This window comes from Flavobacterium sp. FlaQc-52, assembly GCF_044007495.1.
Taxonomy (GTDB): Bacteria; Bacteroidota; Bacteroidia; order Flavobacteriales; family Flavobacteriaceae; genus Flavobacterium; species Flavobacterium cupriresistens.
The window spans coordinates 868,833-883,534 of record NZ_JBIPCV010000001.1 but is presented as its reverse complement, the minus strand read 5'-3'; the positions used below and the strand labels follow the sequence as shown (position 1 = coordinate 883,534).

At 34.5% G+C, this 14,702-nt stretch carries 11 protein-coding genes; 9 read left to right on the top strand and 2 right to left on the bottom strand.

Annotated features, from left to right (window positions below; genetic code table 11):
• Window positions 1-143: 143 nt before the first annotated feature.
• The 7 genes from ACHRV5_RS03530 (at window position 144) to ACHRV5_RS03500 (ending at window position 10,324) form a co-directional block, all read left to right on the top strand.
• Window positions 144-710, top strand: a complete 567-nt coding sequence (locus tag ACHRV5_RS03530) for an RNA polymerase sigma factor (RefSeq protein WP_230002190.1) — start codon at window positions 144-146, stop codon at window positions 708-710.
• Between the two features lie 464 nt (window positions 711-1,174).
• The gene (locus tag ACHRV5_RS03525) at window positions 1,175-2,020 is read left to right on the top strand and encodes a FecR family protein (protein WP_395425791.1); all 846 of its coding nucleotides are present in this window, start codon (window positions 1,175-1,177) and stop codon (window positions 2,018-2,020) included.
• A gap of 68 nt (window positions 2,021-2,088) precedes the next feature.
• Window positions 2,089-5,322, top strand: coding sequence for a TonB-dependent receptor domain-containing protein (locus ACHRV5_RS03520; RefSeq protein ID WP_395425790.1), 3,234 nt, complete (start codon window positions 2,089-2,091; stop codon window positions 5,320-5,322).
• Window positions 5,323-5,820: 498 nt separating this feature from the next.
• Window positions 5,821-7,125 carry a hypothetical protein gene (locus ACHRV5_RS03515; protein WP_230002187.1) on the top strand — a complete coding sequence of 435 codons (1,305 nt, stop codon included), beginning with the start codon at window positions 5,821-5,823 and terminating at the stop codon, window positions 7,123-7,125.
• 127 nt (window positions 7,126-7,252) lie between these two features.
• Entirely contained in the window at window positions 7,253-8,098 is an 846-nt protein-coding gene (locus ACHRV5_RS03510; RefSeq protein ID WP_395425789.1) for a choice-of-anchor J domain-containing protein, read from the top strand.
• Between the two features lie 72 nt (window positions 8,099-8,170).
• Window positions 8,171-8,944 carry a hypothetical protein gene (locus ACHRV5_RS03505; protein ID WP_395425788.1) on the top strand — a complete coding sequence of 258 codons (774 nt, stop codon included), beginning with the start codon at window positions 8,171-8,173 and terminating at the stop codon, window positions 8,942-8,944.
• A 21-nt stretch (window positions 8,945-8,965) separates the two neighbouring features.
• The gene (locus ACHRV5_RS03500; RefSeq protein ID WP_395425787.1) at window positions 8,966-10,324 is read left to right on the top strand and encodes a S41 family peptidase; all 1,359 of its coding nucleotides are present in this window, start codon (window positions 8,966-8,968) and stop codon (window positions 10,322-10,324) included.
• Window positions 10,325-10,728: 404 nt separating this feature from the next.
• On the opposite strand, the gene ACHRV5_RS03495 is transcribed toward ACHRV5_RS03500, so the two are convergent.
• Together ACHRV5_RS03495 and ACHRV5_RS03490 are read right to left on the bottom strand one after the other, a co-directional pair.
• Window positions 10,729-11,151 (bottom strand): nuclear transport factor 2 family protein, encoded by a 423-nt coding sequence (locus tag ACHRV5_RS03495; protein WP_230002183.1) that lies wholly within the window; start codon window positions 11,149-11,151, stop codon window positions 10,729-10,731.
• Between the two features lie 17 nt (window positions 11,152-11,168).
• The gene (locus ACHRV5_RS03490; RefSeq protein ID WP_230002182.1) at window positions 11,169-11,837 is read right to left on the bottom strand and encodes a response regulator; all 669 of its coding nucleotides are present in this window, start codon (window positions 11,835-11,837) and stop codon (window positions 11,169-11,171) included.
• Window positions 11,838-11,957: 120 nt separating this feature from the next.
• Between ACHRV5_RS03490 and ACHRV5_RS03485 the strand changes: the two genes are divergently transcribed.
• On the top strand, window positions 11,958-12,182 hold the full coding sequence (locus tag ACHRV5_RS03485; protein ID WP_395425786.1) for a hypothetical protein: 225 nt from the start codon (window positions 11,958-11,960) through the stop codon (window positions 12,180-12,182).
• Between the two features lie 156 nt (window positions 12,183-12,338).
• Entirely contained in the window at window positions 12,339-14,309 is a 1,971-nt protein-coding gene (locus tag ACHRV5_RS03480) for an ATP-binding protein (RefSeq protein ID WP_395425785.1), read from the top strand.
• The last annotated feature ends 393 nt before the right edge of the window (window positions 14,310-14,702 follow it).

Genomic DNA, 14,702 nt, shown 5'->3' with positions numbered 1-14,702 from the left:
TCCTACCGCTTTTTTTGTTTTGAAAAAGGAGGATTGCTTCGGAAGGGCATATTAATAAATCATTAAATGAATGGGTTATCAAAATAAGGAAAGTTAGTTTAAGGTAATTTTGTAAGGATACCTTACACCTTTAAAATTGCATTATGAATACTATTTTGATTACCAGATTGCGCGACGGAGACGATTCTTGTTTTAAAGAAATCTATGAGCTATATCACTTCAAAGTGTATTGTTTTGTTAAAAAGTATGCTGCTCAGCCTGCCGACGTAGAGGATATAACACAGAATGTCTTTATTCATATCTGGAAATACCGTACTAAAATAGATCCCTCCATTCCGTTAGATTCGATTTTGTTTAAAAGTTGCAAACAGGAAATTTCAAAGTGGTATAAAAAACAGAATGAAATTTTTTCGATGGAGTATGAACAGTTGGTAAAAGATCTGGATGAAACCGATGAAGCAGAGGAGACGGTCTCTTTAAATCTGGAAAAAATAGAAATACTATTGCAGCAGATTCCGGAGAAAAGAAGAAAAATTTTTACCCTGCACAAGTTTGACGAAATGAGTTACAAGGAAATTGCCACCGAAATGGGAATGTCCCAAAGCGCCGTGGCCAACCAGATCTCCAAAACCTTGCAGTATCTTAAGAAGAATTCTATAAAGAGCCATGAACTTTATTGGTTTCTTTTAATGTTCATTAACCATAATTAAACTTTGATTTTTCGGACTGTATTTCGGAAATATTTAAGGCAAATTATTGATTGTGATTCTGTTGATTTTTTCTTTTAACACATAGAAACATAGATGCGGAATTTATAATTTGTGGTGTTTTAAGGGAAACATAATTTTTTCACATAGCTTTATGTGAATTGTTTTTTAGCGCATCATCTTTTTACGCTTTTTTGACCCTATCTCTATGTATTAAAATTAGTTGCATCCAACGCGCTGTGTTATAAAATTGCGTGACAAGTGTAAATTAAATGTAAGTTGTTTTGAGCCGTTTTTTTCTAATGAATTGTTTTTTAATCGGTTTCATTGTTTTTTGCTTTTTTAGGCATTAACAAATCGTTAAGTGTCACAACCCCCCGTGATTTTTTGGAGTAAAAATATCTAATGTAGTTAGACAGGAGAAATTCTGGAGTTTTTCCTAAAATATTAATTTTTACTAAGATAAAATGAAATCGTACAGACTACGTGAAGAATGGGATGAGTTGCCACAAAAAGGATTATTTTCGGAAGAGGCAAAACTCAGAATGTGGACTAACATTCTCCGCGCAACAAGCAACAGACGCAGACGTAATTACCAAAGAGCAATCGCAGTTTGCGCGGTGCTTTTTCTATCGATTGCCGCTTACCACACTTTTTTGGCATTCAATTTTTCCAGGAAACCCGAAATTATCACACAGACATTTCCTCAGGACATAAGACTATTGCGTCTGTCTGACGGTACCCGTGTTTGGGTAAATGAAAATACTCAGATTGAATATCCGGAACATTTTGCGGCTAATGAACGAATTGTAAAATTAAAAGGAGAAGCTTTTTTTGAAGTAGCAAGAGATACTACGAGGCCTTTTATTATCAGTTCCGGTGATATCAAAACGACCGTTTTAGGAACTTCATTTAATGTAAAAGCCTACGGAAAAATAGCAGAGGTAAATGTGAGAACCGGAAAGGTAAAAGTGGAAAGTACTCAAAATGCTGTTTTTTTAGAACGAGGATATGCGGCACTATTTTTTCCAAAAGAAAACAGAGTTAAAAAACACAAAACTACTGAGTTGGAACCACAATGGAAAAAAGCGCTGCTTGATGTTGATGGCCTAACGCTTGTTGCTGTTATCGAGAAACTTAAATCCGATCATGTCTTTAAATTGGAATACGCCAGCGAAGACCTGAAACAACTTCAAATAAAAGGAACACTTGATACCAGACAAGGTCTTTCCGAAATACTACAAACAATTGCATTTGCTCTTGAAGTTAAAATCAAACCCATCGGGGAGAATAAATTTTTAGTAAGCAAATAAGCTTTATCTACTAAGAAAACATGCGATTTCCTATAACCTAATATACCATTAAAACAAATTATTTACTTATGAGCTATTTTTTCAGGCAATTTCCGATTGCCATACAAATGCTGTTTTTTAGCCTATTCCTCTGTACAACCGCCACTTATGCACAATCTGGAACCGTGTCGGTAGATTTTAAAAATACTTCACCAAAAGAAATTTTTGAAAATTTAGAATCTCGAACTCCTTATCGCTTTATTTATCAAAAAGATATAGATTTTAGTAAACCATTGATCAATCTTAAAAAAGAGAATGTAACGATTGATGAAGTATTAAAAGAATTAGAGCTGCTTACCAATCTAAATTTTAGAAGAAACAATACCAATATTGCCGTCAATAAAAGGATCGCATCGACAAAAAAAGTAGGAGGTATTTCCGGAAAAATTGTCGACAAAAATGGTTTGGCTTTACCGGGAGCTTCAGTGAAAGTGATAGAAACCGCAAATGCAATTGTTTCTGATTTTGACGGAAATTATTCTTTTGCACTGGAAGAGGGTTCTTATACCTTGGAAGTGAGTTATGTTTCCTTTCAAAGCCAGAAAATTACAGATATAAAAGTAGGAGATGCAGCAGAAATAGTCTTAAATGTAGTTTTAAAAGACGATGCGGAATCATTGGATGAAGTTGTAATCACCCAAACCTATCAAAAAGCGACCGCTTCTACGGAAGGAATGCTGCTTCAGCAAAAGAAAGCCGCTCAGTTTTCTGATGGAATTTCTGCGGAACAAATTGCCAGAACACCGGATAAGGATGTCGGAAGTACCCTAAAACGTATTACAGGAGTAACTACAATTGATGATAAATATGTGGTCGTACGTTCGATGGGAGAACGTTGGAATCAAGCTGTAATGGACGGTGTTAATTTACCAAGTACAGATCCGAATGTACAACAATTTAATTTTGATATTATTCCCACGGCAATGGTAGAAAGTGTTGTGGTTAGTAAAAATGCAACTCCGGATATGAATGCCAATTTTGCCGGAGGGTATGTAGAAGTAAAAACAAAAGATATTCCGAAGAAAAATTTTATGTCATTTACCGTCGGAAGTTCTTATAATAGCCGTAGTACGTTTAAAGACCGTCTGAGCAAACAAGAAGGTTCAAATGATTATATCGGGTTTGATGATGGAACGAGAGATTATCCTTCCGGTTTAGTAAATATTGCTTTGCCTACCACGGAGGCGACATCAGGGCCTTTTTTAGAGCAATCGAAAAAATTTACGGAGGATAATTTTACCACTTATAAAACCTATGCCGCTCCCGGAACTTCGCTACAGTTTGCTTTGGGGCAGGTATATGAGTTAAAAGACAATAATAAACTTGGTTTTGTGGGTTCTGTTATTTTCAAAAACACACAAGATCAGTTGCAAATTGACCACACCGAAAGAGGTACCTATATGACCAACTCGGAGTTTACACCGGAACAGGAAGAAGGTTATTCGACTTTTAAAAGATATGGATTTAAAAACTCGGGTGCTTCCTATAATTTCAATTCGACTTTAGGCGGAATGTTGAATGCGGGTATTCAGCTGGGAAAGCATAAAATTGCCATTCGCAATACCTACATGCACATGTACGACAACCAACTGACCCAAATTACAGGTTGGAATTTCTACGCAGGAAACGTCGAAGGAATTGTAAAAGGAACTTATTTGCCTTTTACCAAAGAAACCGATTATCCGGTTTACCAGACTTTTATTCAAAATAAAATAGAAGGAAATCATCGTTTTGAGAATTTCGAGATCAATTGGTTTGGGGCTTTTGCGAGTACTTCAAAAGATACTAAAGACGCTACTTTTTTAACCAGTTACAGAAGAAAAGTAGGAAGTGATGTTCAGTTGTATCAACAAATTTATAATGCAGATCCGGATGCTTTCAAAAGATCCAATTTCACAAACAACGAGAAAGATTATAATGTAGGAATCAATTTTAACTATGCTTTTGATTTAGGAGAATCGGTCAAAAACAACGTAAAAGCAGGATATTTCGGGACTTACAAAATAGCAACCAACCAACAGGAATCATCGGCTCTGAATGTTGTCGGGCAAGGAACAGAAACAGCTATTGTTGATTTTCCTCTTTCACAATTGCTGGACGGTTCTTATTATCGCTGGGGTGGTTATGGCTGGAACAGGATTACGACTTACGGTAATGAATATGAGGGAGATGTCAAAATTCATTCTCCTTTTTTAATGCTCGATAATAAATTTTCGCAGTACATCAGACTGGTTTGGGGATTGCGTGCCGAAAGTTATGTTTACACCCAAATCGCCAGTCAGTCAGACAATTCGGCTGGTTTTGAAACAACGCAAAAAGATGAGGATGTGTGGCAATACCTTCCTTCTGCGAATTTGACCATTAGTCCTACCAACAAAATGAATGTCAGACTGGGGTACACCAAATCGGTTTTGCGACCACAATTTGCAGAGCGAATCAATATGCCTTATTACGACCCAATACGCGATGCAAAAGTGCTGAATTATACAGGTGGAATTGTTTCTACTCTGGTTGATAATTTTGATTTTAAAGCAGAATGGTTTCCTTCTCAGGGTGAAATTCTGTCTTTTGGAGTGTATCATAAAAACATAAAAAATCCAATTGAAGGAGTGACCCAGATTGGTAATGACGGAGGTTCGCGCACCATCTTTAATATGAACTCCGACAGTGCCAAACTATTTGGAGTAGAATTTGAAATTTATAAAAACCTCTCTTTTTTGGGTGAAGGGGATCTTTTGAAAAAAATCTTCCTATGCGGAAATGCCGCTTTTAATGATACAAAAGTAACCGGATATGTAAACATTGACGGTACAGGCGGACTTTATGAAGCCAATCGTCCTTTATACGGACAGGCTCCTTACAATTACAATTTAGGATTGGATTATGTAGGAGAACGCTCAGGGTTCAGTATCAGACACAATGCTATTGGGGATCAGTATATTCTGGTTGGTTTTGATTATCAGGCCGAAGAGATCCGTATGCCGTATGCCGTTACCGATGCTCAGGTAAGTTATAAGTTTTTTAAAGAACGAAATTTAGAAATAAAACTCGGAATCAAGAATCTTTTTGATACGGCTATTGAGACGTATAATAATGCCAATAGTTACTCAAAAGATGTGGATTACGATTATGGTTCAAATCCAAGAGATCAAAAAGCACTTGGGGCAGGAGCAACCGATAAATACGATCCGTACATAGACCGAAAAATGTTTAAAGCCTGGAGTGGGAGAAGCTTTAATTTCTCTATGAATTATTCTTTTTAGTAACATTAGATTGTTGATTTCACGGATAAAAGACCATTAAAATTAAGAAAACGTTAAGGAAAGATTTTAGCGTGATTTTTTCCTCTTTTGAAATCTAATGTATATAAATGAGACGATCTATTTTTAGCTATAAAGTAAATCTGTTTTGATATTAATTTCTTTGAAAAACTGTTACAAGTCAACACTACATCTTAACAGACGTACACAATCTGCAAAAAAAATCCAGACCGAAAAAAGCGCGTCAGAATGGTACAATAGATTTTTACGTTCTCTACAACTTATAGTATGGTTTGTTTCAGATTTTGAAGAAAATAAACCTTTCACCGGAACCCTAAAAGTGAAAGAGGAATACTCAGGGATAGTCTCCGGAGGTAAGACGGAAATCTATAAAATACATTACCAAAAAAAGGAAAGGTCAAAGGGAAGAAAATTTGCTGCTCCTCCCAAAGACCTCAAGTGTAAAATATTAGCAGCAAAGTTAATCAAAATTCAGTTATCATGAAAAAAGTTTTTTTGTTCGCGATTGCCATTCTTTTCTTCAATTCTTGTCAAAATGATGAAGCAACAAGTGCTGATTCTTCATTTGCAATGAAATCTGCAAGTGCAGATTATTCAGGTTACCCAGCTACAGTACAAACAGTAAGTGGTAACATTACAACTAACACTACTTGGACAAACGACAGAGTTTGGGAAGTTAGCGGAGTAGTTCGTGTTATTGGAGCAAAATTAACGATACAACCGGGAACTTTTATTAAAGCTAAAGTATTAGGTTCAGGAGTTGCTACAGGGGTATTGGTTATCACAAAAACAGGTCAGATTGATGCTCAGGGTACTGCTGCTTCTCCTGTTATTTTTACAAGTTTCAATTTGTTAGACGGAAACGCTGCTACTAAAGCGACTCCTGGTGACTTTGGTGGTCTTGTTCTTTTAGGAGATGCACAAGTAAATACAGGAGTTACTACTAACGTTATCGAAGGTTTAGGAGATCAACCAAACCCTTCTGATTTTTACTACGGAGGAACAAACAACGCTCACAATGCCGGAGCTTTAAACTATGTTCGTATCGAGTTCGCTGGTCGTATTTTAGATGCTACAACTGGTGTTGAGATCAATGGTTTAACTCTTGGTGGTGTAGGTAGCGGTACTGTTATCGATCACGTTCAGGTATCTTATGGAAGAGATGATTCATTCGAATTTTTCGGAGGAACTGTAAATGCAAGCCATTTAGTTTCTTTTGCTCCGGATGATGACAACTTTGATTTTGATTTTGGTTATACAGGATCAATCACTAAAGCGATCGCTATTGCAGATAAAGATTCTACACACAGTTTAAGCGGTGGAAACCCGGATTCAAATGGTATAGAATTAGACAATAATGCTACAGGTACAAGTACTGCAATCATTACAAGACCGGTTATCTCTCAATTGTCTATCATTGGTGCTAGTTCATCTACAAATGCTGCTCTTTATGAGAATGCAATTCACGTACGTAGATTAGGTCAAATCAACCTTTCGAATGTTACTGTTACAGGATACCTTACAGGAATCAGATGGGAAAGCCCTTCTTTACCTGCAAACTCTACATGGAGTCTTTTATCAGTTCACGGTTTCACAAATCCGGTATTGCCTGTTGGTACAGCTTTAGGTTTTGGTAGTACTACTTCTACTGTAAGCCCAGCTACAGCATGGGGTTTAACACAACCATTCTTTAATGATGGTACATTAAACTTCGCTGGTGCAACTGGTGCATTTAAAACGGAAGCAAACTGGACAAATACTTGGACTAAGTTTACTAACTTTTAATAGTACTGTAAATTAATAATACAATTTAACGGGGCTGTCTGAAGAGTTTTTTATTGTTTTTTTATAAAGAGTAGGATATGGTTTGATTCCTCACTTTTTAGGCAGCCTTTGTTTTAAATAGATAAAAATGAAGAAAAAATTACTCGTATTGGTTTTTATGCTTATATCTGGAATTGCATCTGCACAGTTTGCAATTTGGGAAGATGATTTTGACGATGCCGAGGCATCAGATTGGACTTTTTTGGATGCTGATGGTGATGCCATAAAATGGATTACGCGAACCAATATTCAGATTGATGGAAATGGTGTCGTAACAGACGGGACTTACAAAGTACTGGGAACTTATAATATTGATATGGCTTCAGGAGCGCCTCTTGGAGTGGAACAGAAAAACTGGGCCATTATGCCGGCGGTAGATTTATCCTATTATGCAGGAAACATGCAATTAATTTTAAATGCTCAAAAAGCGATTTATGACGGACCTGATAATTTATATGTTTATGTTTCTACAACAGATACTGATCTTAAATCGTTTACTCAGATTGGGGTTTTAGAATTAACAAGAGTATCCTCTTTAGATGCAGAATTTAAAGATTATACACTGGACATTTCTCAATTTGCAGGAAAAACTCAAGTGTATTTTGCGTTTTTAAATGCGCCTAATTTTGTAGTAGGTTATGAAATTGATAAAGTTTCAATTACAGCAACATCATTAGGATTGAAAGACTTACAAGGAAAAAAAGAAATTGCATTAAAACAAAATCCTGTTGAGAATGATTTGCAATTAGAGTTGGACAGCACCCTAAATGAAGAAGAAATCGCAGTAAAAATATACAATACAGCAGGTGTATTGGTTAAAGAATCGAAATATAATAAAACAGGAATTACTGTCGGTAACTTGTCGGGAGGCGTTTATTTTCTTGTTATTGAATACGGAGATGCAGTCGAAAAAATAAAATTTATCAAAAAATAGATTGGTATTGTAAAAAGAGAATTGATCTATACCAACACCAACAAGAATATCATTTTTAATAGTTTACAACTCATGACGAATATAGTAAAAGCAATAGTTCTCTTTTTTATTACAAGCCTTTTGATTGCCGCTTGCAGCAACGACGAATTAACACCCTTGTACGAGGAACAAAAAGCAGGAAAAGTAGTGATACGCGGTTATAATGCAGCACAGGATTCCATTCAGGTTTCCCTAAATGGTAAATTGCTGGTGGTTGATAAACGCAACGCCTTTTTGAAAAAAACAGAAAATAATTACGAATTTGTATTTTACGGTCAGAGCAGTAAAACTGTAGTGATTAGTCTAAAAAAAACAAAGCAAATTCTACATTCATATACTTTTACTACCGCAAAACCGGTAGATACAGTTTCATTTTACACCAAAGAAAATGTTTGGATAGAAAATGTACTCGCTAATAAACCCGGAACCCTTAGCGCAGCAGGAAACACAGGCTATAAATTTATTTTCCCTTCCGTAAATCAATATTCTAAAAGTGGCTACAACGGTACCTTGGATGCGATCTTAAGAAAAACCAACGGACAACAAATAGGCCGAATAGAAAACATAAAGAAAGACCGTTTCAGCACTTTTTTTGAGTTTCCGTTCAGTTTACCCCCAATCGTCAATGTTGAGTTAGTCAAACACGGAACAGACGAATCTTATGTACCAGGGAGAAAAGTATCTTTTTTAATGGTGATGCAAAAGAATAAATCAAAGTTAATCGTACTGGAAGAAAAAGCGGATGCAAATGGTGCTTTTTCAGGAGTAGAAGGGAGTATTAATTTGACTGATTATTTTTCTTTTTAAATTTTGAATGCCTTTCAATCCATGAAAAAATATCATTTTACTTTACGTTTTTTCGTCCTCGTTTTTTCTTTGATGATTTCCTGTCAAAGTGATCCCGTTCCGGTTACTTACGAAGAAGGAACCAATCAATATGTAAATGACTGGATGTACGAACAAATGAAAAAGTATTATTTATGGAACGAAAGTCTGCCTAAAAACACAGATAAGTCGCTAAATCCAAAAGAATATTTTGGGAGACTATTAAATACGGAGGATTGTTTTTCTTATGCAACAAATGTGATGTTGCCGGAAACAGCCCCCAAAAGCATTAGAATCTCCTACGGATTTGACATTTCTTTTATTGAATATGAAGCGCAAGTTTATGGTGTTGTTTTATATGTACTTTTCGATTCGCCTGCGGAACGATCAGGTCTTAAAAGAGGTCAATTGATAAAAGCAATAAACGGGGTTGCGGTAAACAATCAAAATTTGGAACGTTTGTATGCCGATATTCTCAATTCTGAACGTATAAATTTGAAAATCACTGAATATTCCTCACAGTCCGGATTTTCAACTGCAAAAGAAATGGAGATAATTCGGGGGTTTACTTTTTCTCAGTCTGTAATTCATAAAGTTATTTCAAATAATAATCAAAAAACAGGGTACATCGCAATCGCTCATTTTGATAGCGGACTTGCAGCGACATTGTTGTCCGTCTTTAGCGAGTTTAAAAAGGAATCAGTCACCAAAGTGATCGTCGATTTAAGATATAATGGAGGTGGAGACGTCTCATCGGCAACAGCATTAAGTATTCTTTTGGCTCCAAACATTAAACCGGATGATTTGTTTATAAAATTTAAAGGAAATAAAAACGGAGGTTTTGTAAATAAGTCCTTTAAAGAAGCATTGGAAATGAATGAAACTCAAGTCGGTTTTGAATCCTTAAGAACTGCACACCCATTATTAATTCAGGAGCTGTATGTGTTATGTGGAACGCATACCGCATCGGCTTCTGAAATAATTATCAATAATTTAAAGCCGTTTATGCCCGTAATTTCGATAGGCGAAAAGACCGTAGGAAAAGATGTAGCGGGTTTTGCTATAGAAGATGAAAGACCTTCTTCAGGTAACAAGGGATGGGTTTTATATCCCGTGATTTATAAGTTATTTAATGCCAACGACGAAGGCAATTATGCCAAAGGAATAAACCCTGTTGTTGCGCTAAACGAACTGCAGGAAATGGAGATTTTTCCCTTAGGAGATCCCAGAGAAATTTTAATCAATAGGGCCTTGAATGGGGTAGTGAACGCTAAACAAAATAAAAGCTCAGCTGTAAAAAGACTATCCTTAAAAACAATTTACAAGGATACAGATCCTTTCTTACAGATTAATTTGAAATAAAAATTTAGCGATTCTAGAGAGAAAAAGTAATCTTGTACAGCTATGGGCAAAAAAATCTGTGCGAATCTTTTTAATCTGTGGCAAAAAAAGGTTGACACGAATTACACGAATTTGCACGAATTAAAATTTTAATTAATAAAAAATTAGCGTCAATTCGTGTAATTCGCGGCAAAAAAAATCTGCGCGAATCTTTTTAATCTGTGGCAAAAAAAAATTAGTGCCAATTCGTGAAATCCGTGTTTAAAAAAGATCAGAACAACCGAATAGGTATAAAATGTTTTGTTGTGTTTGTGTCTCGTTCCGAATAAGCCAATTTTGTGTCAACTTATTTTGGGACGGGACTTTTTTATGACAATCGTTTTTCGTTAGCATGTCTAGCGGCATTATGGGAAATGAAACGAGTTTTATTTTTTTTCAAAATTTGTAGAAATCTTGTCAACGATATACCAGACCCCATTTAGTTTAATCATATTGAAATAATCAGTAAATACCCTTTTGGGAGTTTCAATTTCACATTTTGCAGAAGCAACATTTTTTGTAAAATTGATATCGAGTATAGAACCTTTCGTATTTTCCATTTTCGGACGAGGTTTAAACCCGGCCAGATAGTTTTTTCTGTTAATTATGGTAATCTGATCGTCTTTGATGAATTTTAAATGGCAGGAAGCATGCATTGCCTTTCCAACTTTTAAAGTATCGCCGGTCATCCAGCCGTCAAAATAGGTTTCGATAGTTTGTTTGATCAAATCCTTTTCTTCTTTTTGGGCATGACTGTTAAAAGAAAAGAATAAGGTTAGCCCCAGGCATAAAATTCTTGTTGTTTTCATTTATAAGTGTTTAATAATTACAATAAACCTAATTTTTTAGCCTTGTCGATTAAGTCTTTATCTCCACCTTTACCTTCTAAAAGCTGGTCTTTTATATTGGCTTTGCGTTTTTCAATAGCACTCATGGATAGTGGAATGTAATTGGGTAGATTAACCGTTTTTACGCCTTCTGCCAATAATATCAAAATCTGACTATCATGATTATCCCAGTTTATATTTTTCTTTAATAATTCTCTTTGTGATTCTATTATTGTTGGACTTTTGTAGAATTCTCCATTTAAAACTTTTTGACATATGACCGGAAATAATTCAAAATTGATATCGCTTTTTGAGATAAATCCTTCGGGTTTTATTTCTTTAATTATTTTATCAACCGTCAAAGCTTCACTGTGCATGGTAAGAAGAACGACTTTACAGAAAGGGAATTTTTTTCTGAGAAGAGAAGCCAAATCAACTCCACTGTTAATGTTTAAATCTTTATAAGGAGGGATGCTAATGTCTAGTAACGCAAAGTGTATTATACTATTCTGTTTTTCGTATAAGTTTATTTTATTATATGCCTCTTCACAATTATAACTTTTTATAAAATGCAAGTTTTTTTCTTGTAAGCTACTGTATGATAGTAGGTTAATGTAACTATCGACGGTCATCGGATGATCGTCAACTATTAAAATGTTTAATCCCATAATTTGTAATCTCAATTTACATCAAATCTAGTTAAAATGTTACGGAAATCCCGTACAATTTAGAAAAAATAAAGCTTTTTTTTTACCAAATATTCATGATTAATAAAAAAATACAATTTTATGAAAATTAAATTCTACTTACTGGGACTTGTTTTTGCTTCATTATCAATGGTTTCATGTTCAAATGATGATATTGAAAATGAGCAAGTTAAAAATTTAAAAACACAAAAAGATGCATTTGCGCGCGAATTGGATTCAAGCAGTATCAAAAGGGAGATAGCACCAACTAATTGTGACGGGGAACATTATGGCGACCCAAGTAATCCGAAACCACCAAGACACTAAAAATTTATTTGCTAATTATTAATATCATTAAGTTCCGATTTATTTCAAAATGTTATATTTGAGATTATAAACAACAATTGTATTTTGGCTATTTCGACCCGGGTTCCTTATTATTTTATTTTTCTCCTTTTTTTCTCGTGTAAGAAAAATGATACGTTGAGCTTTGAAAGTAGCCCAACGGATTTGTTTGATAAAAATTACGTTTGTAATCTCGAAAACAATAAAAAAGAGGCCTATTTAGATTATCGGGTTCTTGTCTTAAAAAAGAAAAAGAATGATTCGGCAGTAAGGGATGCTTATTTAGAAATTGCGTCAGAATATTATTATATTAATAAATCAAAAAAATCTTTAGAGGTTAGTTTGAAAGCTTTAGAATTATCAAAATTGGCTAGTGATAGTGTCAGAATGGCAAAGTCCTCTTATTTTGTAGGAGACTGCTATGAAAATACACAAAAAGACAGTGCATACTACTATTATCTTAGAGCTGAAAAAATATACCATAAAATTCATGACAACGATAATGTTGCCAGAATGTTATTCAACAAAGGCTATGTTTTATTTTATGACGGTAATTATATAGAAAGTACTGTTGAAATTTCTAAAGCTTTACAATATTTAAAAAAATCCAAAGATTACGAACTGATTTACAGTTGTAATACTTTAATGGGGAATTGCCTGGAGAAACTGGTTAAGTACAATCAGGCTTTAAAATACCATCGCATGGCTTTGGAAGTAGTCGGTAAAATGAAAATTACAGACAAAGCTCATGTTAACAATTACAATGTAAGTTCTATTATTAACGTTTGTAATCTGCATGATTTAGAAGGCGAATACGATAAGTCTATAAAAATGCTAACCCCATTAGTAACCGAAGACTTAAAAAAGAAATGGCCTAAATTGTATGCGAACGTTTTAAGTAATCTGGCTTATTCAAAAATGAAAAGCAAAGACTATAAGAATGTAAGTTCAATGCTTTTTGAATCCCTTAAAATAGTCGATAGTATAGGTTTAGAACCGGATATTCTATATAAAAAGATACGTATAGGAGAGTATTATTTGTCTCAAAAAGATACGGTACAATCTATTAAGATTCTGGTAGAAGCAAATCGACTGGCTGTTAAACTAAAAAGCAGCAATGAGATTCTGACCACTTTGAGATTACTTTACAAAATTGATAAAAAGAAAAACTTATATTATACAAATGAGTACATTAAATTAAGTGACAGCATTAATGCCATTCAGAAAAATGCACACGATAAGTACTCCAGAATCGAATATGAGACGTCAAGAATTGAGGACGAAAATAAGATTCTGACCAAGAGAAATTTTTACATCTTAATCACCTCCTTTGTATTAATTCTGGGACTATTAATAATTATCCTTTTTCGCTATTTGAAATATAAAAATCAGGAAATGCGATTCTTTAAAAAGGAGCAGCTGGCCAATGAGGTCATCTATCAATTATTGACCGATCAACAGGAAAAAATTAATACAGCACGTGAAGACGAAAAGACAAAAATAGCGAAAGAATTACACGATGGCATAATGAATAAAATTTATAGTGTCAGAATGAATTTGGGCTTTTTTAATTCACAGAACAATGCGGAAATTATAGAAAAGCGACGTTATTACATTATTGAATTGCAAAATATCGAAAATGAAATACGTACGGTTTCACATGGCTTAAGTCACAGCTCGTTCTTGGAGCATAGTGATTTTAATATCTTGTTGATGGCATTGATAGAAAATCAAAAGGAAATTACGGAAACCAAGTTCAATTATTTGGATAATGATGGGATCGAATGGAGAAGTATTCAGATTATTTACAAAATAAACTTATACCGAATCATTCAAGAGGCTATTTTAAATGTCAACAAATATGCTAACGCAAAAAGTTGTGAAGTAAAAATCAGTAAAAAGAAAAATAATATTCTGAAACTGACTATTACAGATGATGGTGTTGGCTTTGATGTTCGAAGCAGAAAAGCAGGCATTGGATTAAGTAATATGAGAGACCGAGTAAATTCTTTGAATGGGAAGTTTATCGTAATTTCAAAAACAAATGAAGGAACCAGAATCGAAGTTACGATCAACCTTCATACACAAGGGCGACAGGGCTTATTTTAATTTTTAAACCGTGTTTTTTTTAAATCCGGATGGAGCGGCCTGGTAAAACTCAATATTTTAACTTCTATGATTAAAGTGGTTTGGCATAATTCTTCCAAATCAAAAATTCCTATTTCCTTTTCTTTTAGTGTTGTTTCGGTATGGAAGCTCCATGTATTGTGATATTAGTTGTTTTATTTGAAGCGTTGTTGCAAGTTTCTGAAGACCGTAATTATTAAGTCAAAAGCCCGTAATTTTTAGACCTATATCTCTGTTACCTTAGTGTTAAATTGGTTGACTGAAATAATTAGAATAAACATTTGAAACTGAGGTTGATGAAATCATAAGGGAATGAAATAGTAATTAGGTTTCTTATTTTTTTCTTATCCTGTTTGCCATTTTTCAGTGAGATAA

Excerpts from the sequence above, each read along its gene's own strand:
- ACHRV5_RS03530 (WP_230002190.1), top strand. The coding sequence starts at position 144 with ATGAATACTATTTTGATTACCAGATTGCGCGACGGAGACGATTCTTGT.
- ACHRV5_RS03525 (WP_395425791.1), top strand. The coding sequence starts at position 1,175 with ATGAAATCGTACAGACTACGTGAAGAATGGGATGAGTTGCCACAAAAA.
- ACHRV5_RS03520 (WP_395425790.1), top strand. The coding sequence starts at position 2,089 with ATGAGCTATTTTTTCAGGCAATTTCCGATTGCCATACAAATGCTGTTT.
- ACHRV5_RS03515 (WP_230002187.1), top strand. The coding sequence starts at position 5,821 with ATGAAAAAAGTTTTTTTGTTCGCGATTGCCATTCTTTTCTTCAATTCT.
- ACHRV5_RS03510 (WP_395425789.1), top strand. The coding sequence starts at position 7,253 with ATGAAGAAAAAATTACTCGTATTGGTTTTTATGCTTATATCTGGAATT.
- ACHRV5_RS03505 (WP_395425788.1), top strand. The coding sequence starts at position 8,171 with ATGACGAATATAGTAAAAGCAATAGTTCTCTTTTTTATTACAAGCCTT.
- ACHRV5_RS03500 (WP_395425787.1), top strand. The coding sequence starts at position 8,966 with ATGAAAAAATATCATTTTACTTTACGTTTTTTCGTCCTCGTTTTTTCT.
- ACHRV5_RS03495 (WP_230002183.1), bottom strand. The coding sequence starts at position 11,151 with ATGAAAACAACAAGAATTTTATGCCTGGGGCTAACCTTATTCTTTTCT.
- ACHRV5_RS03490 (WP_230002182.1), bottom strand. The coding sequence starts at position 11,837 with ATGGGATTAAACATTTTAATAGTTGACGATCATCCGATGACCGTCGAT.
- ACHRV5_RS03485 (WP_395425786.1), top strand. The coding sequence starts at position 11,958 with ATGAAAATTAAATTCTACTTACTGGGACTTGTTTTTGCTTCATTATCA.